The sequence below is a fragment of the Pseudomonas sp. Z3-6 genome (assembly GCF_051131985.1).
In the GTDB taxonomy this organism is placed as follows: domain Bacteria; phylum Pseudomonadota; class Gammaproteobacteria; order Pseudomonadales; family Pseudomonadaceae; genus Aquipseudomonas; species Aquipseudomonas zanjanensis.
Window position 1 is genome coordinate 5,122,479 of the sequence record NZ_CP071644.1, and the last position, 20,706, is coordinate 5,143,184.

The following is a 20,706-nucleotide window of genomic DNA, read 5'->3' on the forward strand; positions in this document are numbered from 1 at the left end:
GTTATTTATCCGGGCTGTCGATGGTCAATTGTTGTTGCGCCGTGGTGCTGCTCGCCAGGGGCTGGCTGCGGCCGATCCACTCACCCGCGGTCGGCTGGCCGGCCCGGGAGACGCGCGCCATCAGTTGGACTTCGGGGAAGTTCGACAGTTTCAACTGCGGCATCATGGCGTCTGCATCGCCCAGTTCAACCGTGACCGGCAGATCGGCCACTGTCAGGCGCTTGGCGGCCAGGGGTGCCGGCGGGCCGGACACGGCGCGGGCAAAGATGAACACGCTGTCGCCAGGCTGCACCTTGGCCTTGAGCTCCGGCGCCAGGTCGACGCGAACCTTGAGCACTGCCCCGGTCTTGGCCGGCGGGGCCTGGACGACTTTGCCACCACTGGTCTGCAGCTTCTCGGTGGCCCGGGTAATGCCGCCCTGCAGCGCCTCGCGGGATTTGTCGCCTTCCGGCAGTTGCGCGAGCAGGCGCCCCCAGTAATCGATCGCTTCCTGATAGCGTTCGCCTTCAAACGCGGCGATGCCCAACAGGCCGAGGCTGGTGACTTCCTTCGGATCGAGCTTGAGCGCTTCGTCGGTCAAGGCCTGGACTTTATCCGACCATTTCTTGCCATCGGCGAAATACTGCGCCTGGGCCCACTGGCCCAACAGTTCCGGTTGGCGACCGGCGACCGCCACGGTGCGCTCGAAAATCTTCGCCGCATCCGCGGGCCGATCCTGGGCCATGTAGGTACGCCCGAGGAAATACAGGCCTTCGGCCGAGTCTGGCTGTGCCGCCACCGCGCGCTCCAGGCGCTGGGTCATCTCTTCCATCGACTGCGGCGCCTGGGCGAATTCGCGCGTCAGCTCGACCTTGTCACTGGCACCGAAATGCAGGTACAGCGCCAGGCCCAGCACCGGCACCAATACGGCGGCGAGCAACGGCAACGGTTTGCCTAGCCGGGATTCGCGCGGAGCATCGGCGCCCTCGGTGTCGGCGAGCAGCTCCCGGGCGGCTTCGGCACGACCGGTGTCCAGTTGCGCGGCGTTGAGCACGCCCTCCTCCCGCTCGGCTTGCAGTTCGGCCACGCGCTCCTGATACAGCGCCACGTTGAGTGCGGTGCGGTCCTCTTCGCGTTGAGCGCGACGACCGCGCAGTACAGGGATCAACAGAAAACTCAGGGCAACCAGAAGAAGCAGACCTGCGGCGAGCCAGAAATCAATCATGCTTGGTTTTATCCAACAGTTGGTCGAGGCGCTGGCGCTCTTCGACAGAAAGCGTGTCCGGTGCGGCCGTGCGCTGGACCCGGCGCCGGCGCACGATGACTGCGATGATCACGAGACCACCGAGCAACAGCCCGGCGGGGCCGAACCAAAGCACCGCGGTCTTGGAGGACAGGGCGGGGTTGTAGCGCACGAACTCACCGTAGCGATCGACCATGAAGTCGATGATCTGCTGGTTGTCCTTGCCCTCGCCGAGCATGCGGAAGATTTCCTTGCGCAGGTCGGCGGCAATCGGGGCGTTGGAGTCGGCGATGTCCTGGTTCTGGCATTTGGGGCAGCGCAGTTCCTTGGTCAGTTCGCGAAACCGCTCGCGCTCGCCGTCGTTGGCGAATTCGTAGGTGTCGATGGCCGCCTGGGCCACACCGACCAGGCTCAACCCCAGGATGGCAGCGGCTAACCAGCGCTTCATGGCTTGGCCTCGTCCACCAGGGACTGGTATTTGGCGGCCAGTTTCTCGCGCCAGACCTGTTCGTCGATCACGCCGACGAACTTGTCGCGGATCACGCCCTTGGCATCGATGAAGAAGGTTTCCGGCGCGCCATAGACGCCCAGGTTCAGGCCCAGGGAGCCCTCTTCGTCACGAATGTCCAATTGGTACGGATTGTGAAACTCGGCCAGCCACTTCAGAGCGTCAGCATTGACGTCCTTGTAGTTGACGCCGTAGATCACCACGCCGTTCTGGGCCAGCTTGTTCAGCACCGGGTGCTCGACCCGGCAGGAAATGCACCAGGTGCCCCACACGTTGACCAGCGCCGGCTTGCCCAGCAGGTCGGCACGGGTCAGGGTCTTGTCGCCTTGCACCGAAGGCAGGGAAAACTCCGGGAATGGCTTGCCGATCATCGCCGAGGGCAACTCGCTCGGGTTCAGGTACAACCCCCGGTACAAGAACACCGCCATCAGCAGGAACAGCGCCAACGGCAACAGCATCAACCAACGTTTCATGCAGTGGCTCCCGTCACGCCCAGGGCTTCACGCACCCGGGTTCTCACCTTGACTCGATAACGCCGATCCAGCGCCGCCAGCATCCCGCCCAGGCCGGTGAGCAAGCCACCGAACCAGATCCAGCGCACGAACGGCTTGACATGAACGCGCACCGCCCACGCGCCGTCGCCCAGGGACTCGCCCAGGGCCACGTAGAGATCGCGAGTGAACCCGGCATCGATCCCGGCTTCGGTCATGACCGAGTTCTGCACGGTGTAGAGGCGTTTTTCCGGGTGCAGCACGGTGATTTCCTGGCCGTTGCGAATGACCCGCACAGTGCCTTTGTCAGAGGTGAAGTTCGGCCCTTCGAAATGCTTGGCGCCTTCGAACACGAACTGATAGCCCCCCAGGTCCATGGACTCCCCCGGCGCCAGGCGCAGGTCGCGCTCGGCACTGTTCTGGCTGGACAGCACCACGCCCAAGGCGCAGACGGCGATGCCCAGGTGGGCGATCTGCATGCCCCAATAACTGCGAGTCAGGGATGGCAGGCCTTTGATCAGGCCTTTGTGGCGGGTCTTGTCGAAGATGTCCCGGACGCCGGCCAGCAACACCCAGGCCGCCAGCACGAACGTCGCCAGCACCGCCCAGTTGAAATCGCCGTAGGCCACGCCGGCCACCACGGCCAGGGCGGCCGTGCCCAGCAGCACCGGGGTCAACATGCCCAGTAGCCACTTGACCGGGGTGTCTTTCCAGCGCACCAGCATACCGATGGCCATCACCACCATCAGGATCGCCATCAGCGGGATGAACAACGCGTTGAAGTACGGCGGACCCACCGACAGCTTGGCGCCGGACAGTGCATCGAGCACCAGCGGGTACAACGTCCCCAGCAGGATCATCGACGCCGCCACAACCAGCACCAGGTTGTTGCCCAGCAATAGGGTTTCCCGCGACCAGAGGTTGAAGCCGACCTGGCTCTTGACCACCGGCGCCCGCAGGGCGAACAGCGTCAGCGAACCGCCAACGACGAACAGCAGGAACATCAGGATGAACACGCCACGTTCAGGGTCCGAGGCAAAGGCATGCACCGACGTCAGCACGCCGGAACGCACCAGGAACGTGCCCAACAGGCTCAACGAGAACGCCGCGATGGCCAGCAGCACGGTCCAGCTCTTGAACACACCGCGTTTTTCCGTGACGGCGAGGGAGTGAATCAGCGCGGTACCCACCAGCCAGGGCATGAAGGATGCGTTTTCCACCGGATCCCAGAACCACCAGCCGCCCCAGCCCAGTTCGTAGTAGGCCCACCAGGAGCCCAACGTGATACCGACACCGAGGAAGGCCCAGGCGACGATGGTCCACGGGCGCGACCAGCGCGCCCAGGCGGCATCGAGACGCCCGCCGAGCAACGCGGCGATGGCGAAGGCGAAGGCCACGGAAAAACCGACGTAACCCATGTAGAGCATCGGCGGGTGAACGATCAGGCCGATGTCTTGCAGCAATGGATTGAGGTCGCGGCCATCCATCGGCATCTGCGGCAGGATGCGCTCGAACGGGTTGGACGTGACGATCAGGAACAGCAGGAAACCGGTGCTGATCATGCCCATGATCGCCAGTACGCGGGCGAGCATCACGCGTGGTAATTGCCGGGAGAACACCGAGACCGCAAAGGTCCATCCGGCGAGAATCAAAGCCCAGAGCAACAGCGACCCTTCGTGGGCACCCCACACCGCGCTGAACTTGTAATACCAGGGCAAGGCGCTGTTGGAGTTGCTGGCAACGTACTCCACGGAAAAATCGTCAGCCATGAACGCGTAGGTCAGGCAACCGAAGGCGAACAGCATGAACGCGAACTGCCCCCATGCCGCCGGCTGTGCCAGGCTCATCCACAACCGGTCGCCACGCCAGGCACCGAGCAGGGGCACCACGGCCTGGACCAGGGAGAAACACAGGGCCAGGATCATCGCCAGGTGGCCCAACTCGGGAATAAAGATACCAGCCGTCATCGGTCAGCCCTCCTTCACAGGCGCGGGTGCCGACTGGCCGCTGTCTTTCAGGGCCTTGGTCACTTCCGGCGGCATGTATTTCTCATCGTGCTTGGCCAGCACTTCATCGGCGACCACAACGCCGTCAGCGTTGAGCTTGCCCAGGGCGACGATCCCCTGCCCTTCGCGGAACAGGTCCGGGAGAATGCCGCGATAGGTGATCGTCACGGTCTTGCTGAAATCGGTGACGTTGAATTTCACGTCCAGCGAATCCCCGGAACGCACCAGCGAGCCCTGCTCCACCATGCCACCGGCGCGGATGCGTGTGTCTTTCGGCGCTTCGCCATTGGCGATCTGGGTTGGGGTGTAGAACAGGTTGATGTTCTGCTGCAAGGCGCTGAGAGCCAGGCCGACCGCGGCACCGACACCCACCAGGATCGCCAGAATGATGACAAGACGTTTTTTTCGCAGCGGATTCACTGACCGTTCTCCCGGCGCAGACGACGCGCCTCTTGTTGCAGATACCGCTTGCGGGCCAGGATCGGCACCGCCACGTTGAGGGCCAGCACCACCAGGCAAATGCCATAGGCTGACCAGACATACAGGCCATGATGGCCCATGGCGAGGAAATCGCCGAATGAAGCGAAACTCATCGAGCGGCCTCCAGGCTGTTCTGTACTTCGGCCTTCACCCAACTGGCCCGGGACTCGCGCTTGAGCACTTCCAGGCGCATGCGCAGCAACAGCACCGCGCCAAAGAAACAGTAGAAGCCCAGTACCGTCAGCAACAGCGGCAGCCACATTTCGACGGGCATCGCCGGTTTTTCGGTCAGGGTGAAGGTCGCGCCCTGATGCAAGGTGTTCCACCACTCCACCGAATACTTGATGATCGGGATGTTGATCACGCCGACAATCGCCAGCACCGCGCAGGCCTTGGCCGCGCTGTCACGATTGCTGATGGCGTTGCCCAGCGCAATAAGACCGAAGTACAGGAACAGCAGGATCAGCATTGACGTCAGCCGCGCATCCCAGACCCACCACGAACCCCAGGTCGGCTTGCCCCAGATGGCCCCGGTGACCAGCGCCACGGCGGTCATCCAGGCGCCGATGGGGGCGGCGCATTGCAGGGCGACGTCGGCCAGTTTCATCTTCCACACCAGCCCGACCACACCGCACACCGCCAGCATCACATAGATGGACTGGGCCAGCAGGGCCGTGGGCACGTGGATATAAATGATGCGAAAGCTGTTGCCCTGTTGGTAGTCCGGCGGGGCGAAGGCCAGGCCCCACACCACGCCAGAACCCATCAATAGCAGCGCGAAGAGGCTCAACCAGGGGAGCAGTTTGCCGCTGATGCCGTAGAACCACTTGGGTGAGCCGAGCTTATGAAACCAGGTCCAGTTCATTGCTGTTTCCATCACGGTTGCGGTTCGCCATCACGAACCGCCAGGTCTGCCTTTACTTCCAGGGAAGTGGTCAATTTTTGACCAGGCCTCGTTATTATTCGCCGACGCTGATTTTCAAGCCAGCGGCTATTGCGAAGGGTGTCAGGGTTATCGCCAGGGCGGTCAGGCTCCCAAGCCACAGCAGATAACCGGTCGCGGGCATGCCTTGCAATGCGGCTTGCAAGGCACCGCTGCCCAGGATCAACACCGGGATATACAACGGCAGGATCAGCAGCGCCAACAACAGGCCGCCGCGCTTCAAACCCACCGTCAACGCCGCGCCCACCGCACCGAGCAAGCTCAGCACCGGAGTGCCCAGCAGCAGCGACACCAGCAGCACCGGCATGCACGCGGCGGGCAAGCCCAGCATCATCGCCAGCAGCGGCGAGAGCAGCACCAGTGCCAGCCCGGAAAAAACCCAGTGTGCCAGTACCTTGGCCAAAACCAGAAGGGCCAGGGGGTGCGACGAAAGGACCCACTGTTCCAGTGAGCCGTCTTCGAAATCACTGCGGAAAAGCCCGTCCAGCGAGAGCAGGACCGATAAAAGCGCGGCCACCCAGACCAGTCCTGGAGACAAGGTTTGCAACAATTGAGTCTCCGGACCGACCGCCAACGGGAAGAGCGCGATGACAATCGCGAAGAATACCAGCGGATTGGCCAATTCGGCCGGACGACGAAACAGCAGGCGCGCCTCGCGGGCAAGCAGCAGGCCAAACACACTCATACGGCCCAGTTCCCCAGATCGATATTGCGATAACCGGACGGCATCCGCGCCAGCGTGTGGTGGGTCGTCAACAGGACCATTCCGCCATTTTCGCAGTGCCGGGCCAGGTGTTCCTCGAGTTGCGCGACGCCCTGCTTGTCCAGGGCAGTGAACGGCTCGTCGAGAATCCACAGCGGCGGGCCGTCCAGGTACAACCGGGCCAAGGCCACTCGGCGCTGCTGGCCGGCGGACAGGGTGTGGCTCGGCACGTCTTCGAAGCCGCGCAGCCCGACCGCCGCCAACGCTTGCCAGATCGCCTCGCGCTCGGCCGGCGTATGCAGCGCACAGAGCCAACTGAGGTTTTCTTCGGGGGTCAGCAAATCCTTGATGCCCGCGGCGTGGCCGATCCAGAGCAGGTTACGGGCCAGTTCGCTGCGCTGGCTGTGCAAGGGCTGGCCATTGAGCAACACTTGCCCTGCGGTGGGCTGCATCAACCCGGCGAGCAGGCGCAACAGACTGGTCTTGCCACTGCCGTTGGGGCCACTGATCTGCACCATGTCGCCAGGCGAGAGTCTCAATTCCAGATGTTCGAAAAGCAGCCGCAAGTCTCGCTCACAGGCGAGGCCAACGGTTTGCAGGAGAGGACTGGTCAAGGGATCGCGGGCCTTATACGGTGTTCAAGTCGGCGGTGCAGCGGCCGTTAAAGAGGTGCAGCATAGATGCTTTGACGGCCTGTTCCACAGAGCTGCGTCAAACAATTGCAAGGTTTTCGCCACTCCCTGAAAGACGGGCGGCATTATACATGCCCTGACCTACTCTCAAGAGAGCTTATTTCCCCAAGGTAAGACCGCAAATGACAGGCGACATGAACATCCTGCCGCTGCCCCAGGCCACGGCAACGACGCGTATGCCAACGGTGACGGGGGAGCTGCTCAAGTTGCTGGCACCAGCCGAAGGGCTGATCGGGCCCGGCCAGACCGCCAAGGCCGAAGTGCTGTCGCTCAAGCAGGCGGACCAGACTTTTCAGCTACTGCTCAAGGTCACCCTGGAGAGCGGTCGACAGGCCACCGTGCAGGCCACCAGCACCCAGCCACTGCCCCAGGGCACCAGCCTGGCCGTGACCCAGCCGTCCGCCAGCAACCTGGCGATTGCCGTGCAACAGGCCGTTGCCTCCAGCGTTGCCACCTTGACGCGCATCGACACCGCGCAGATGCCGGTGGGCACGTTGCTGCAAGGCAAGGTGTTGACCAGCCAGGCGTTGCCCGCCTTGCCCGGACAACCGGTGGTCTACCGGTCGTTGGTGAGCCTGCTCAACACCGCCCAGGCTGGCAGCACCCTGGACATCGACAGTCCCCAACCGCTGCGCATCGGCACACTCTTGAGCGCCCAGGTGCAAGATGCCCAGACGCTGAAATTCGTACCCCTGAGCAACCGTCAGGAGCAACTGGCGGTAAGCCAGCAACTGGTTACCCAAGTCAGCCGCCAGGGCTCGCTGGACAGTCTGATCACTGCGCTGCAAAACCTTCCCGTCACTGACGACACAGAAACACAGCTGCGCGCGGCGGTGACTCGCTTGCTGGCAGGCCTGCCGGATGTCCAGCAACTGAGCACGCCCAAGGGCGTGGCCCAGGCCATGATCGCCAGCGGTGTGTTCCTGGAAAGCAAACTGCTCGCCGGACAGCCACCGAGCCTGGCGCCGGACATGAAGGGCGACCTGCTGAAACTGATTGCCCAGCTGACACCGGCCCTGCCCGCCTCGACCAACCTCGGCGCCATCATTGCCGCCAACACGCTGGCCCAGGCCCTGCCGAGTTTCGTTCGCAGTGCCCTGGGGATGCTTGGCCAGGTCAGCGCCAAACCGTCGCCCACCAGCTTTCCGCTGCCCTCCCGGCAGCTGAAAGAGCAGGACGAAGAAGGCGACCTGGAACACCTGCTGCGCCTGGCCGCCGCGGCCGTGTCGCGCCTGCAAAGCCATCAGTTGTCGAGCCTTGAACAGACCGGCCTGACCGACGACGGCCGACTGATGAGTACCTGGCAGTTGGAGATCCCGATGCGCAACTTGCAGGACATCGTGCCATTGCAGGTCAAGTTCCAGCGCGAGGAAACCCCGCCCCGGGAACAACCCGACGAACGCCGGGAAGAACGCGAGCCGAAACAGCAGCTCTGGCGGGTGGAGCTGGCGTTCGACGTGGAACCGCTCGGCCCCTTACAGGTCCAGGCCCAGTTGCTCAGCGGCAGCCTGTCCAGCCAGTTATGGGCAGAACGGCCATATACCGCGAGCCTGATCGAAAGCAACTTGACCGCCTTGCGTGAACGCCTTGTGACCTGTGGCCTGAACGTCGGTGACCTGGACTGCCACCTCGGTACCCCGCCCCAAGGCCCCAAGACTCGCCTGGAACAGCGCTGGGTGGACGAAACCGCATGACCACCCACACTGAACCCCGCCAAGCCATCGCCCTCAAGTACGACGGCCACCACGCCCCGACCCTCACCGCCAAGGGCGACGAGGCCCTGGCCGAGGAAATCCTGCGCATCGCCCGCGAAAGCGAAGTACCGATCTATGAAAACGCCGAGTTGGTGAAGTTGCTGGCACGGATGGAATTGGGGGACAGCATCCCGGAGGAGCTGTACCGCACGATTGCCGAGATCATTGCGTTTGCTTGGAACCTCAAGGGCAAGTTTCCGCAAGGGTTTGACCCGCACGCACCGAGTGTCGAAAAGGATGTGACCGACCGCGGCGACGATTACTGATCAGTGGCGAGGAGATTTATCCCCGCTGGGTTGCGCAGCGACCCCATTTTTGCGGCTGCTGCGCACCCGAGCGGGGATAAATCCCCTCGCCACAGGGCTGGGCTGGAAAGATTGGCGCGCCAGAAAACCTGTGGGAGCGAGCCTGCTCGCAATGACGGAATCACACCCGACATTTCTATCGACTGCCACACCGCTATCGCGAGCAGGCTCGCTCCCACATTGGATCTGCGGCAGGACGCGACATCGTGGCGAGGGAGCTTGCTCCCGCTCGGCTGCGCAGCAGCCGCAAAACCGGGCGATACGGTCTGCCTGGGAACAATGCGGGGGCCCGCTTCGCAGGCCAGTGGGAGCAAGCTCCCTCGCCACAAGCACTGCGTGTGCTGGAATGATCAGTCGGTGAGCGCCAGAAAAACTGTGGGAGCGAGCCTGCTCGCGATGGGGCCCTGTCAGTCAAGGTTGATTTGACTGCCACACCGCTATCGCGAGCAGGCTCGCTCCCACATTGGATCTGCGGCAGGACGCGACATCGTGGCGAGGGAGCTTGCTCCCGCTCGGCTGCGCAGCAGTCGCAAAACCGGGCGATACGGTCTGCCTGGGAAGAATGCTGGGGCCCGCTTCGCAGGCCAGCGGGAGCAAGCTCCCTCGCCACAAGCGCTGCGTGTGCTGGAATGATCAGTCGGTGAGCGCCAGAAAAACCTGTGGGAGCGAGCCTGCTCGCGATGACGGAATCACACCCGACATTTCTATCGACTGCCACACCGCTATCGCGAGCAGGCTCGCTCCCACATTGGATCTGCGGCAGGACGCGACATCGTGGCGAGGGAGCTTGCTCCCGCTCGGCTGCGCAGCAGTCGCAAAACCGAGCGATACGGTCTGCCTGGGAACAATGCGGGGGCCCGCTTCGCAGGCCAGCGGGAGCAAGCTCCCTCGCCACAAGCACTGCGTGTGCTGGAATGATCAGTCGGTGAGCGCCAGAAAAACCTGTGGGAGCGAGCCTGCTCGCGATGACGGAATCACACCCGACATTTCTATCGACTGCCACACCGCTATCGCGAGCAGGCTCGCTCCCACATTGGATCTGCGGCAGGACGCGACATCGTGGCGAGGGAGCTTGCTCCCGCTCGGCTGCGCAGCAGCCGCAAAACCGGGCGATACGGTCTGCCTGGGAACAATGCGGGGGCCCGCTTCGCAGGCCAGTGGGAGCAAGCTCCCTCGCCACAAGCGCTGCGTGTGCTGGAATGAACAGTCGGTGAGCGCCAGAAAAACCTGTGGGAGCGAGCCTGCTCGCAATGACGGAATCACACCCGACATTTCTATCGACTGCCACACCGCTATCGCGAGCAGGCTCGCTCCCACATTGGATCTGCGGCAGGACGCGACATCGTGGCGAGGGAGCTTGCTCCCGCTCGGCTGCGCAGCAGTCGCAAAACCGGGCGATACGGTCTGCCTGGGAAGAATGCGGGGGCCCGCTTCGCAGGCCAGCGGGAGCAAGCTCCCTCGCCACAAGCACTGCGTGTGCTGGAATGATCAGTCGGTGAGCGCCAGAAAAACCTGTGGGAGCGAGCCTGCTCGCGATGACGGAATCACACCCGACATTTCTATCGACTGCCACACCGCTATCGCGAGCAGGCTCGCTCCCACATTGGATCTGCGGCAGGACGCGACATCGTGGCGAGGGAGCTTGCTCCCGCTCGGCTGCGCAGCAGCCGCAAAACCGGGCGATACGGTCTGCCTGGGAACAATGCGGGGGCCCGCTTCGCAGGCCAGTGGGAGCAAGCTCCCTCGCCACAAGCGCTGCGTGTGCTGGAATGAACAGTCGGTGAGCGCCAGAAAAACCTGTGGGAGCGAGCCTGCTCGCAATGACGGAATCACACCCGACATTTCTATCGACTGCCACACCGCTATCGCGAGCAGGCTCGCTCCCACATTGGATCTGCGGCAGGACGCGACATCGTGGCGAGGGAGCTTGCTCCCGCTCGGCTGCGCAGCAGCCGCAAAACCGGGCGATACGGTCTGCCTGGGAACAATGCGGGGGCCCGCTTCGCAGGCCAGCGGGAGCAAGCTCCCTCGCCACAAGCGCTGCGTGTGCTGGAATGATCAGTCGGTGAGCGCCAGAAAAACCTGTGGGAGCGAGCCTGCTCGCGATGACGGAATCACACCCGACATTTCTATCGACTGCCACACCGCTATCGCGAGCAGGCTCGCTCCCACATTGGATCTGCGGCAGGACGCGACATCGTGGCGAGGGAGCTTGCTCCCGCTCGGCTGCGCAGCAGTCGCAAAACCGGGCGATACGGTCTGCCTGGGAACAATGCTGGGGCCCGCTTCGCAGGCCAGCGGGAGCAAGCTCCCTCGCCACAAGCGCTGCGTGTGCTGGAATGATCAGTCGGTGAGCGCCAGAAAAACCTGTGGGAGCGAGCCTGCTCGCAATGACGGAATCACACCCGACATTTCTATCGACTGCCACACCGCTATCGCGAGCAGGCTCGCTCCCACATTGGTCTTGGGTGATAGCTAAAGATCAGCCGCCCTTGTGCAGCTTGCTCATCAACTCCGCCTCGGCCTGGGTCAGGCCGCAGGCTTGGGTCAGTTCGTCGACGCTGGCGCCCATGCCCACCAGGCGGGCGGCCTGGGCGAAGGACAGGCTGGAGGGGTCGCGCTGTTCCAACTGGGCGAGCTTGTCCGGCAACGGCGCAACCACGGCACGCAGCTCATGGAGCGCTTCGCCCATGCGCACGGTGCCGTTCTGGTAATCGTCGACGCGCTTGGCCAGGTCCTTGATGCGCTGGTCGCGCAGCGCATCGCCCTGGGCCTGCTGAGCGGCGATCTGCCGCTGGCCACGTATGTACGCCAAGAACATCGCCAGCGTGCCTGCCCAGAAAAGGAACAGGACAATGACTGCTACCTCAAGAATCAAATCAGATACTCTCCAGTTCCGACCACTCTTCTTCGCTCATCATCTTGTCCAGTTCAACCAGAATCAGCAACTCGTTGTTCTTGTTGCACACGCCCTGAATGAACTTGGCGGATTCTTCGTTACCCACGTTCGGCGCGGTTTCGATTTCCGACTGGCGCAGGTAAACCACTTCGGCGACGCTGTCGACCATGATGCCAACCACTTGCTTGTCGGCTTCGATGATGACGATCCGGGTGTTGTCGCTGATCTCGGCGTTCATCAGGCCGAAGCGCTGACGGGTATCGATCACGGTGACCACGTTGCCGCGCAGGTTGATGATGCCCAGCACATAGCTGGGTGCACCCGGTACCGGGGCGATCTCGGTATAGCGCAGCACTTCCTGAACGCGCATCACGTTGATGCCGTAGGTTTCGTTATCGAGTTTGAAGGTCACCCATTGCAGAATCGGATCTTCAGAACCCTTTTGAGACGACGCCTTATCATTCATACCCTGACCCCTCGAAAAACCGCCTGTGGCGGCGTGTATTCTGTCCGGCGACGCTGCGCGCCACCGGTTGTCTTATTTCGGTTTCTGGACCGGCTTCTTGCTGCCGCCCAAGTGTTTTGCCCCGCCGCTGGCAATCAACTCCGCCAGTTCGGAAACGTCCAGCAAGGCGCACATGTGCTCGATCACCGTACCGGCCAGCCATGGCCGTTGCCCTCGATGGCTGCGCCACTTGATCTCGTTCGGGTCCAGGCGCAGCGAACGGCTGACCTGATGCACCGCCAATCCCCATTCATAACCTTGCACCGAAATCACGTATTGCAAGCCCTGGCGAAAGTCATCGCGATAACGGTCCGGCATGACCCAGCGCGCCGTATCCAGCACCTTCAGGTTGCCGGCCTGGCTCGGCAGGATCCCGAGGAACCATTCCGGCTGGCCAAACAACGGCGTCAATTCCTGCCCGGCCAGGGAGTAGATCGACCCCAGGCAGACCAGCGGCACCGCCAGGGTCAACCCGGCCACATCGAACAACAAACACTCGAACGGCTCGGCCGCCCAGGCCGGACGGTCGTCGCCCGGCACCGGTGGCGGCGGACTGCTCGGCGGCAAGTGGACTTCCACCACCGGCGTCACCAGGCCCTGCAGCAACGGGGCGACGGTCGAGACCGGAGCCAGGATCGGCGCAGGTGCGTCCATGACCGCCAGTTGCGGCTTGATGAACGGTGCTTCGACCGCCGCAGCCACTACTGATTTGCGTGCATCACGGGCCTGCTCTTCGAGCACGGCCGCTTGAAATTCATCCAGCACACCCTCGGCTTCGACGGGTTCGGGCAACGCCTCGATCACGCTTGGCGGCGGTGGTAGTTCTTCGGTCGCTTCCTGCAACAGCCCATCCAGATAGGACTGCAGGGCCATTTGCGGACGCGAGGTTGTCTTTATCGGGCGGCTCATGGGAACAGTGCGCCACTTGAAGAGGTTATCGGCATGAATGCGCTAGGACTTGAGTGCTCGCAAGCGAACACGATGCCAGTGGAAAGCCTCGTCACCTTAAGCCACCTGCTGCGGAACAAGCTGTTGGGCCAGCAGGTGCTTGAGCAGCGCCCGGTAAGCCAGTACGCCACGGCTCTTGCCATCGAATTGCGAAGGGGTCACACCGGCACGGCTGGCATCGCGCAGGCGCGTGTCAACGGGGATATAGCCTTGCCAGATGTCCTCCGGGTACATGTCCCGCAAGACGCGCAGGGTGCCCAGGGACGCCTGGGTGCGACGGTCGAACAGGGTCGGCACGATGTTGAAGGCCAGCGTCTGCTTGCGCGAACGATTGACCATCGCCAGGGTATTGACCATGCGCTCCAGGCCCTTGACCGCCAAATGCTCGGTCTGCACCGGGATCACCAGTTGTTGGCTGGCTGCCAAGGCATTGACCATCAGCAAACCCAGCAACGGCGGGCTGTCGATGATCGCGTAATCGAAATCCTGCCACAGCTGCGCCAGACTCTTGGCGATCACCAGGCCCAGCCCGCTCTGCCCAGGCGACTGTCGCTCCAGGGTGGCCAGGGCGGTGCTCGACGGCAACAGCGAAATGCGCTCGTCGCTGGTGGACAACAGCAACTGCCCCGGCAGGCCCTCGGGCACCACGCCCTTGTGCAGGAACAGGTCGTAGTTGCTGTGCTCCAGGCTGTCGGGATCGTAGCCGAAATAGCTGGTCATCGAGCCGTGGGGGTCCAGGTCGACGATGACCACGCGCTTGCCCGCCTCGGCCAGCAACCCGGCTAAAGCGATGGAAGATGTGGTCTTGCCCACACCACCTTTTTGATTGGCGACTGCCCAGACTCTCATTCGGATCGTTCCTCCCGGCCGAAACTGGCTCGACCGAGAAATAGCTCGGTTATAAAGCGGGTGACGGAGAATTGACGGCACTCTGTCTTCCCGGCGACTTGACCGGAGCCGGTGCAGTTTGTGTGCCAGCCCGCTTCAATGCCGCGTCCGGGGTTGCTTTGGCCGTACCGGTACCGGTCAGACTGCGACGCACATCGAGGTTGCGCGACACCACCAATATTACGCGACGGTTGCGCGCACGCCCCTCGGCGGTGGCGTTGTTGGCCACCGGCTGGAACTCGCCATACCCCACCGATGCCAAGCGCCCGGGATTGAGTCCCTGCATCGCCAGCATGCGCACGATGCTCGCCGAGCGGGCCGAGGACAGTTCCCAGTTGGTCGGGTATTGCGCGGTACGGATCGGCTGGTCGTCGGTGAAGCCTTCGACGTGGATCGGGTTGTCGAACGGCTTGAGGATCGCCGCGACCTTATCGATGATGTTGAACGCCATGTCGCTGGGCATGGCATCGCCACTGCCGAACAACAGGCTGGAATTGAGTTCGATCTCGACCCACAGCTCGTTGCCGCGCACGGTCATCTGGTTGGAGCTGATCAGGTCGCCGAACGCCGCGCTGATGTCGTCGGCGATGCTTTTCAACGGATCGCTACTGCCGGCGATACCGGCGTCGACCTGCTCGCTGTCCTTGACCAAGGGTTTGGCCGGCGTGGTGGTCTTGGGCCGCTCCTCGCCGATCGGAATGGGCTTGAGAGCCCGGTCGGAATCAGTGAAGACCCCGATCAACGCCTCGGAAATGACTTTGTACTTGCCTTCGTTGACTGACGAGATCGAATACATGACCACGAAAAAAGCGAACAGCAGCGTGATGAAGTCGGCGTAGGAAACCAGCCAGCGTTCATGGTTGACGTGTTCTTCACGATGCCTGCGACGTGCCATGCTCCATATCCCCCATTAATCCATGAAGCCCTGGAGCTTCAATTCAATGGAGCGCGGGTTCTCACCCTCGGCGATCGACAGGATCCCTTCCAGCAGCATTTCGCGATAGCGCGACTGACGCAACGCGATGGACTTGAGTTTGGCCGCGATCGGCAGCAACACCAGGTTGGCGCTCGCCACGCCGTAGATCGTCGCGACGAATGCCACGGCGATGCCGCTGCCCAGTTGCGACGGATCGGCCAGGTTGCCCATTACATGGATCAGACCCATCACCGCGCCGATGATGCCAATGGTCGGCGCGTAGCCGCCCATGCTTTCGAAGACCTTGGCCGCCTCGATGTCGCGACTTTCCTGGGTGTAGAAGTCCACCTCCAGGATGCTGCGGATGGCTTCCGGCTCGGCGCCGTCCACCAGCAATTGCAGGCCTTTGCGCGAATAGCTGTCAGGCTCGGCATCGGCCACCCCTTCCAGGCCCAGCAAGCCTTCCTTGCGAGCGGTCAGGCTCCAGTTCACCACGCGGTCGATGCCACCAGCCAGGTCGACACGGGGCGGGAACAGAATCCAGATCAGCACCTGCATGGCGCGCTTGAAAGCGCTCATGGGTGATTGCAACAGCGCCGCGCCAATGGTGCCGCCGATCACGATCAACGCCGCCGGACCGTTGGCCAGCGCGCCGAGATGACCGCCTTCCAGGTAATTGCCGCCAATGATGGCGACGAACGCCATGGTGATGCCAATCAGGCTGAGCACATCCATTACAGGCAGGCCTCGACCAGGTGTCGACCGATGTCATCCAATCCGTACACCGCGTCGGCAAGATCAGCTTTCACGATCGCCATGGGCATGCCGTAGATCACGCAACTGGCTTCGTCCTGGGCCCAGATCGCACTGCCGCCCTGCTTGAGCAGGCGCGCGCCTTCGCGACCGTCGGCGCCCATGCCGGTCAGCACCACTGCCAAAACTTTGTCGCCGTAGGACTTGGCGGCGGAACCGAAGGTAATGTCCACGCAAGGCTTGTAGTTCAGACGCTCATCGCCCGGCAGGATTTTCACCGCGCCGCGGCCGTCGATCATCATCTGCTTGCCACCCGGTGCCAGCAACGCCAGGCCGGGACGCAGGATGTCGCCATCCTCGGCTTCCTTGACGCTGATGTTGCAGAGCTTGTCCAAGCGCTCGGCAAATGCCTTGGTGAACGCCGCCGGCATGTGCTGGATCAGCACGATGGGGGCCGGGAAGTTGGCGGGCAACTGAGTCAGGACCCGTTGCAGCGCCACCGGGCCGCCGGTGGACGTACCAATCGCCACCAGCTTGTAGGCTTTGCGCTTGGGTGCCGGCGACGATGCACTGGCAGGCGCCGAACGCGTCGGCGCAGGTGCCGGGGCGCTACGCACCGGTGCAGGATTGAAGCTGCTCGAAACCGTCGGCGCAGGCGCCGGGCTTGGCGCCGCAACCGGGGCGGGTGCCGGCGCGCTGTAGGCACTGACACGGCGATTGCTGCGGGAAATGCTGTGGACCTTTTCGCACAGCAACTGCCGGACCTTGTCCGGGTTGCGCGAAATGTCTTCGAAATTCTTCGGCAGGAAATCCACCGCCCCGGCGTCCAGCGCATCGAGGGTCACCCGGGCGCCTTCATGGGTCAGGGAGGAAAACATCAAGACCGGGGTCGGGCAGCGCTGCATGATATGCCGCACGGCCGTGATGCCGTCCATCATCGGCATCTCGTAGTCCATGGTGATCACGTCCGGCTTGAGTGCCAGGGCCTGATCGATCGCCTCTTTGCCGTTAGTCGCGGTACCGACGACCTGAATACTCGTGTCCGCTGAAAGAATTTCCGAGACGCGGCGACGGAAAAACCCCGAATCGTCCACCACCAGGACTTTAACTACCATAAACACTCCGTTAGACGAGGCGCGGCCCTGGGCCGCTCCCCTCCAGAATCAAATACGCCGGGCGGCGTAACGCTTGAGCATGCTTGGCACATCGAGAATCAACGCGATGCGGCCGTCGCCGGTGATGGTGGCGCCGGACATGCCCGGGGTGCCCTGGAGCATCTTGCCCAACGGCTTGATGACCACTTCTTCCTGGCCCACCAACTGGTCGACGACAAAGCCGATCCGCTGGGTGCCCACCGAAAGGATCACCACGTGGCCTTCGCCCTGCTCGACGTGAGCAGCGGAGCTGACCAGCCAGCGCTTGAGGTAGAACAGCGGCAGCGCCTTGTCCCGCACGATGACCACTTCCTGGCCGTCGACCACGTTGGTGCGCGACAGGTCGAGGTGGAAAATCTCGTTGACGTTGACCAACGGGAAGGCGAAGGCCTGGTTGCCCAGCATCACCATGAGCGTCGGCATGATCGCCAGGGTCAACGGGACCTTGATGACGATCTTCGAGCCCTGGCCCTTGGTCGAGTAGATATTGATCGAACCGTTGAGCTGGGAAATCTTGGTTTTCACCACGTCCATGCCCACGCCACGGCCCGACACGTCGGAGATCTCGGTCTTGGTCGAGAAGCCCGGGGCGAAGATCAGGTTGTAGCACTCGGTATCGCTCAGGCGGTCGGCGGCATCCTTGTCCATCACACCGCGTTTCACCGCGATGGAACGCAACACATTCGGGTCCATGCCTTTGCCATCATCGGAGATCGACAGCAGGATGTGGTCGCCCTCCTGCTCTGCGGCCAGGATCACCTTGCCGCTGCGGACCTTGCCCGAGGCTTCGCGTTCTTCCGGCGACTCGATGCCGTGGTCGACCGCGTTGCGCACCAAGTGGACCAGCGGGTCGGCCAGGGCCTCGACAAGGTTCTTGTCGAGGTCGGTCTCTTCACCCACCAGTTCCAGGTTGATTTCTTTCTTGAGCTGGCGAGCCAGGTCGCGAACCAGGCGCGGGAAGCGCCCGAAGACTTTCTTGATCGGCTGCATCCGGGTCTTCATGACCGCAGTCTGCAAATCGGCCGTGACCACGTCGAGGTTCGACACAGCCTTGGACATGGCTTCGTCCTGGCTGTTGAGGCCCAGGCGCACCAGGCGGTTACGCACCAGCACCAGCTCGCCGACCATGTTCATGATCTCGTCCAGGCGTGCGGTATCGACCCGAACGGTGGTCTCGGCTTCGCTGGCCGGTTTTTCCGCTGGCGCAGCCGCTGGAGCACGGGCTGGCGCCGGGGCGGCGGCAGCGGCAGGCTTGGCGGGCTCGGCCTTGGGTTCCGGTGCCTTGGCGGCGGGTTTGGGCGCGGCCTTGGCCGCCGGTGCGGCCGTCTTGGCGGCGGCAGGCGCGGCGGAAGCGGTACCGACCTCGCTGAACTTGCCCTTGCCGTGCAGCTCATCGAGCAGCGATTCGAATTCGTGGTCGCTGATCAGGTCGCTGCCTGCGGCAGCGGCAGCAGGTTTGGCCGGCGTCGGTGCCGAAGCGATGGCCGAATCCAGGGCGTCAACGGCAAAGGTGCCCTTGCCATGCAACTGGTCGAGCAAGGCTTCGAATTCGTCGTCGGTGATGTCCGAGCTGTCGCCCGCCGCTTTCGCGGCGGCCGGGGCTGCTGGCGGGACAACGGCATCTGGCGCGAATTGGCCCTTGCCGTGAAGCTGGTCGAGCAGCGACTCGAACTCGGCATCGGTGATTTCGTCGCTGCCAGCCCCATTGCTGGCCGGTGCAGCCGGCGCAACCTGAGCGGCCGGTGCCTCGGCCTGGGCCTTGACGGCACTCAGGGAGTCCAGCAACTGTTCGAATTCATTATCGGTGATGTCGCCCGATTCTTCGGCGACTGGTTCTTCAACCACTGCCTCGGCAACCGGCGCGGCTTCGTCAGCCGATTGCGGCTCGGCCAGGCGTGCCAGCGCGGCGAGCAGCTCGGGGGTGGCCGGGGTAATCGGCGAGCGCTCACGCACTTCGCTGAACATGCTGTTGACCGCATCCAGCGCTTCGAGCACCACGTCCATCAATTCCGAATCAACGCGACGCTCACCCTTGCGCAGGATGTCGAACACGTTCTCGGCAATGTGACAGCACTCCACCAGCTCGTTGAGCTGGAGGAAGCCGGCGCCTCCTTTTACAGTGTGGAAACCGCGAAAAATTGCATTGAGCAGATCCGCATCATCAGGTCGGCTTTCCAGCTCGACCAGCTGTTCGGACAGTTGCTCTAGAATCTCGCCGGCCTCAACCAGGAAATCCTGAAGGATCTCTTCATCGGCGCCGAAGCTCATTAATGGCTGCTCCTAAAATAGGGCTAAATCAAAATCCAAGGCTGGACAGCAAATCGTCCACATCGTCCTGACCGGACATAACGTCTTCTCTTTTATCGGCATGAATTTGCGGACCTTCACCCTGAGAGAGATGTTTTTGTGGATCTTTTTCAGCAAGTATCGCTTCACGGTCGTGTTCGATGCCTGCAAAGCGGTCGACCTGGCTAGCCATCAGCACCAGTTTGAGCAGGTTGCTTTCCACTTCGGTGACCAGTTGGGTCACACGCTTGATCACCTGGCCGGTCAGGTCTTGATAGTCCTGGGCCAGCAGAATGTCGTTGAGGTTACTGGCCACGGCGCGGTTTTCGTTGCTGCTGCGCGTCAGGAAACCGTCGACCCGACGGGCCAGCTCCCGAAATTCTTCAGCACCGACTTCGCGACGCATGAACCGGCCCCAGTCGGTGCTCAAGGCCTGGGCCTCTTCACTCAGGCCATTGACCAGCGGTGTTGCGCTTTCCACCAGGTCCATGGTGCGGTTGGCCGCGGCCTCCGTCAGCTTGACCACATAGCCCAGGCGCTCGGTGGCGTCGGTGATCTGCGAGACTTCCTCGGCCTGCGGCATGTGCGGGTCGATCTGGAAATTGACAATCGCGCTGTGCAGTTCACGCGTGAGCTTGCCCACTTCCTGATACAGACCACGGTCACGGGTCTGGTTGAGCTCATGGATCATTTGAACCGCATCGCCAAAGCGACCTTTTTCAAGGCTGTCGACCAGTTCGCGGGCATGTTTTTTCAGGGTCGATTCGAAATCGCCCATTGAAGATTCGTTGTCCATAGCTCCCCCGTGGCGCCGTTAACCGATGCGTTCGAAGATTTTTTCGATCTTCTCTTTCAACGCCTGGGCCGTGAAGGGCTTGACCACATAGCCGTTTACACCGGCCTGGGCCGCTTCGATGATCTGCTCGCGCTTGGCTTCGGCAGTCACCATCAGCACCGGGAGGTGCTTGAGTTTTTCGTCGGCGCGCACATGGCGCAGCAAGTCGATACCGGTCATGCCGGGCATGTTCCAGTCAGTCACCAGAAAGTCGATGCTCCCGCTGTTGAGGACCGGAATGGCTGTGACGCCATCATCCGCCTCGACCGTGTTGGTGAACCCAAGGTCACGCAACAGGTTTTTTATGATCCGCCGCATCGTTGAGAAGTCATCAACGATGAGGATTTTCATGTTCTTGTCCAATTCGACCTCCAAGCAGTCTTAAACGCGCCCAGCACCTGGACGCGCCATTTCAATC

The 20,706-nt window shown here is 62.6% G+C and carries 21 protein-coding genes; 2 read left to right on the top strand and 19 right to left on the bottom strand.

The features are described 5' to 3' along the window. Window position 1: 1 nt before the first annotated feature. The 9 genes from ccmI to ccmA all read right to left on the bottom strand — a co-directional run bounded on the left by ccmI (window position 2) and on the right by ccmA (window position 6,967). Window positions 2-1,204, bottom strand: a complete 1,203-nt coding sequence (gene ccmI, locus J3P88_RS22120) for a c-type cytochrome biogenesis protein CcmI (RefSeq protein ID WP_434571641.1) — start codon at window positions 1,202-1,204, stop codon at window positions 2-4. Then, a complete protein-coding gene (locus tag J3P88_RS22125; protein ID WP_186704695.1) occupies window positions 1,197-1,670 on the bottom strand; it encodes a cytochrome c-type biogenesis protein in 474 nt (157 codons plus the stop codon). The genes ccmI and J3P88_RS22125 overlap by 8 nt, the downstream gene beginning before the upstream one ends. Continuing rightward, window positions 1,667-2,203 (bottom strand): DsbE family thiol:disulfide interchange protein, encoded by a 537-nt coding sequence (locus J3P88_RS22130; protein WP_434571642.1) that lies wholly within the window; start codon window positions 2,201-2,203, stop codon window positions 1,667-1,669. The genes J3P88_RS22125 and J3P88_RS22130 overlap by 4 nt, the downstream gene beginning before the upstream one ends. Further along, entirely contained in the window at window positions 2,200-4,188 is a 1,989-nt protein-coding gene (locus J3P88_RS22135) for a heme lyase CcmF/NrfE family subunit (protein WP_186704693.1), read from the bottom strand. Before J3P88_RS22135 ends, J3P88_RS22130 begins: the two co-directional genes overlap by 4 nt. Before the next feature lie 3 nt (window positions 4,189-4,191). After that, the gene (gene ccmE / locus J3P88_RS22140) at window positions 4,192-4,647 is read right to left on the bottom strand and encodes a cytochrome c maturation protein CcmE (RefSeq protein ID WP_186704692.1); all 456 of its coding nucleotides are present in this window, start codon (window positions 4,645-4,647) and stop codon (window positions 4,192-4,194) included. Further along, the gene (ccmD, locus tag J3P88_RS22145; RefSeq protein ID WP_003199159.1) at window positions 4,644-4,820 is read right to left on the bottom strand and encodes a heme exporter protein CcmD; all 177 of its coding nucleotides are present in this window, start codon (window positions 4,818-4,820) and stop codon (window positions 4,644-4,646) included. Before ccmD ends, ccmE begins: the two co-directional genes overlap by 4 nt. Continuing rightward, window positions 4,817-5,572, bottom strand: a complete 756-nt coding sequence (locus tag J3P88_RS22150; protein ID WP_081352495.1) for a heme ABC transporter permease — start codon at window positions 5,570-5,572, stop codon at window positions 4,817-4,819. The genes ccmD and J3P88_RS22150 overlap by 4 nt, the downstream gene beginning before the upstream one ends. 94 nt (window positions 5,573-5,666) lie before the next feature. Next, a complete protein-coding gene (gene ccmB / locus J3P88_RS22155; protein ID WP_003183957.1) occupies window positions 5,667-6,335 on the bottom strand; it encodes a heme exporter protein CcmB in 669 nt (222 codons plus the stop codon). Beyond that, window positions 6,332-6,967, bottom strand: a complete 636-nt coding sequence (gene ccmA, locus J3P88_RS22160) for a cytochrome c biogenesis heme-transporting ATPase CcmA (RefSeq protein ID WP_186704691.1) — start codon at window positions 6,965-6,967, stop codon at window positions 6,332-6,334. Before ccmA ends, ccmB begins: the two co-directional genes overlap by 4 nt. Window positions 6,968-7,167: 200 nt before the next feature. On the opposite strand from ccmA, the gene J3P88_RS22165 reads away from it, so the two are divergent. Together J3P88_RS22165 and J3P88_RS22170 are read left to right on the top strand one after the other, a co-directional pair. Then, entirely contained in the window at window positions 7,168-8,739 is a 1,572-nt protein-coding gene (locus tag J3P88_RS22165) for a flagellar hook-length control protein FliK (protein ID WP_434571647.1), read from the top strand. Then, the gene (locus J3P88_RS22170; RefSeq protein ID WP_186704689.1) at window positions 8,736-9,065 is read left to right on the top strand and encodes an EscU/YscU/HrcU family type III secretion system export apparatus switch protein; all 330 of its coding nucleotides are present in this window, start codon (window positions 8,736-8,738) and stop codon (window positions 9,063-9,065) included. The genes J3P88_RS22165 and J3P88_RS22170 overlap by 4 nt, the downstream gene beginning before the upstream one ends. Window positions 9,066-11,586: 2,521 nt before the next feature. Here J3P88_RS22170 and J3P88_RS22175 read toward each other — a convergent pair. From J3P88_RS22175 to J3P88_RS22220, 10 genes are all read right to left on the bottom strand, one after another. Continuing rightward, the gene (locus J3P88_RS22175; protein ID WP_003183966.1) at window positions 11,587-11,982 is read right to left on the bottom strand and encodes a DUF2802 domain-containing protein; all 396 of its coding nucleotides are present in this window, start codon (window positions 11,980-11,982) and stop codon (window positions 11,587-11,589) included. Window position 11,983: 1 nt separating this feature from the next. Beyond that, complete coding sequence (locus J3P88_RS22180; RefSeq protein WP_003199144.1) at window positions 11,984-12,469, bottom strand: chemotaxis protein CheW; 486 nt, start codon at window positions 12,467-12,469, stop codon at window positions 11,984-11,986. A gap of 72 nt (window positions 12,470-12,541) precedes the next feature. Then, window positions 12,542-13,417 (bottom strand): CheW domain-containing protein, encoded by an 876-nt coding sequence (locus J3P88_RS22185; protein ID WP_434571650.1) that lies wholly within the window; start codon window positions 13,415-13,417, stop codon window positions 12,542-12,544. Window positions 13,418-13,513: 96 nt separating this feature from the next. Next, window positions 13,514-14,305 (bottom strand): ParA family protein, encoded by a 792-nt coding sequence (locus tag J3P88_RS22190; RefSeq protein WP_053120309.1) that lies wholly within the window; start codon window positions 14,303-14,305, stop codon window positions 13,514-13,516. Between the two features lie 49 nt (window positions 14,306-14,354). Further along, window positions 14,355-15,239 carry a flagellar motor protein MotD gene (gene motD, locus J3P88_RS22195; RefSeq protein WP_186704687.1) on the bottom strand — a complete coding sequence of 295 codons (885 nt, stop codon included), beginning with the start codon at window positions 15,237-15,239 and terminating at the stop codon, window positions 14,355-14,357. A gap of 15 nt (window positions 15,240-15,254) precedes the next feature. Further along, complete coding sequence (locus tag J3P88_RS22200) at window positions 15,255-15,995, bottom strand: flagellar motor protein (RefSeq protein WP_186728626.1); 741 nt, start codon at window positions 15,993-15,995, stop codon at window positions 15,255-15,257. Next, window positions 15,995-17,128: a protein-glutamate methylesterase/protein-glutamine glutaminase gene (locus J3P88_RS22205; RefSeq protein WP_186728625.1), complete on the bottom strand. Its 1,134-nt coding sequence runs from the start codon at window positions 17,126-17,128 to the stop codon at window positions 15,995-15,997. Before J3P88_RS22205 ends, J3P88_RS22200 begins: the two co-directional genes overlap by 1 nt. Before the next feature lie 48 nt (window positions 17,129-17,176). Continuing rightward, entirely contained in the window at window positions 17,177-19,435 is a 2,259-nt protein-coding gene (locus tag J3P88_RS22210; protein WP_186704684.1) for a chemotaxis protein CheA, read from the bottom strand. A gap of 28 nt (window positions 19,436-19,463) precedes the next feature. After that, the gene (locus J3P88_RS22215; RefSeq protein ID WP_186704683.1) at window positions 19,464-20,249 is read right to left on the bottom strand and encodes a protein phosphatase CheZ; all 786 of its coding nucleotides are present in this window, start codon (window positions 20,247-20,249) and stop codon (window positions 19,464-19,466) included. An 18-nt stretch (window positions 20,250-20,267) separates the two neighbouring features. Then, complete coding sequence (locus J3P88_RS22220) at window positions 20,268-20,639, bottom strand: chemotaxis response regulator CheY (protein ID WP_064378627.1); 372 nt, start codon at window positions 20,637-20,639, stop codon at window positions 20,268-20,270. Window positions 20,640-20,706 lie beyond the last annotated feature (67 nt).

Coding starts and splice junctions, on each gene's coding strand:
- J3P88_RS22210 (WP_186704684.1), bottom strand. CDS start 19,435: ATGAGCTTCGGCGCCGATGAAGAGATCCTTCAGGATTTCCTGGTTGAG.
- J3P88_RS22130 (WP_434571642.1), bottom strand. CDS start 2,203: ATGAAACGTTGGTTGATGCTGTTGCCGTTGGCGCTGTTCCTGCTGATG.
- J3P88_RS22150 (WP_081352495.1), bottom strand. CDS start 5,572: ATGAACTGGACCTGGTTTCATAAGCTCGGCTCACCCAAGTGGTTCTAC.
- J3P88_RS22185 (WP_434571650.1), bottom strand. CDS start 13,417: ATGAGCCGCCCGATAAAGACAACCTCGCGTCCGCAAATGGCCCTGCAG.
- J3P88_RS22190 (WP_053120309.1), bottom strand. CDS start 14,305: ATGAGAGTCTGGGCAGTCGCCAATCAAAAAGGTGGTGTGGGCAAGACC.
- ccmD (WP_003199159.1), bottom strand. CDS start 4,820: ATGAGTTTCGCTTCATTCGGCGATTTCCTCGCCATGGGCCATCATGGC.
- J3P88_RS22135 (WP_186704693.1), bottom strand. CDS start 4,188: ATGACGGCTGGTATCTTTATTCCCGAGTTGGGCCACCTGGCGATGATC.
- J3P88_RS22125 (WP_186704695.1), bottom strand. CDS start 1,670: ATGAAGCGCTGGTTAGCCGCTGCCATCCTGGGGTTGAGCCTGGTCGGT.
- J3P88_RS22205 (WP_186728625.1), bottom strand. CDS start 17,128: ATGGTAGTTAAAGTCCTGGTGGTGGACGATTCGGGGTTTTTCCGTCGC.
- J3P88_RS22180 (WP_003199144.1), bottom strand. CDS start 12,469: ATGAATGATAAGGCGTCGTCTCAAAAGGGTTCTGAAGATCCGATTCTG.
- J3P88_RS22165 (WP_434571647.1), top strand. CDS start 7,168: ATGACAGGCGACATGAACATCCTGCCGCTGCCCCAGGCCACGGCAACG.
- ccmB (WP_003183957.1), bottom strand. CDS start 6,335: ATGAGTGTGTTTGGCCTGCTGCTTGCCCGCGAGGCGCGCCTGCTGTTT.
- J3P88_RS22200 (WP_186728626.1), bottom strand. CDS start 15,995: ATGGATGTGCTCAGCCTGATTGGCATCACCATGGCGTTCGTCGCCATC.
- J3P88_RS22215 (WP_186704683.1), bottom strand. CDS start 20,249: ATGGACAACGAATCTTCAATGGGCGATTTCGAATCGACCCTGAAAAAA.
- ccmI (WP_434571641.1), bottom strand. CDS start 1,204: ATGATTGATTTCTGGCTCGCCGCAGGTCTGCTTCTTCTGGTTGCCCTG.
- J3P88_RS22170 (WP_186704689.1), top strand. CDS start 8,736: ATGACCACCCACACTGAACCCCGCCAAGCCATCGCCCTCAAGTACGAC.
- motD (WP_186704687.1), bottom strand. CDS start 15,239: ATGGCACGTCGCAGGCATCGTGAAGAACACGTCAACCATGAACGCTGG.
- J3P88_RS22220 (WP_064378627.1), bottom strand. CDS start 20,639: ATGAAAATCCTCATCGTTGATGACTTCTCAACGATGCGGCGGATCATA.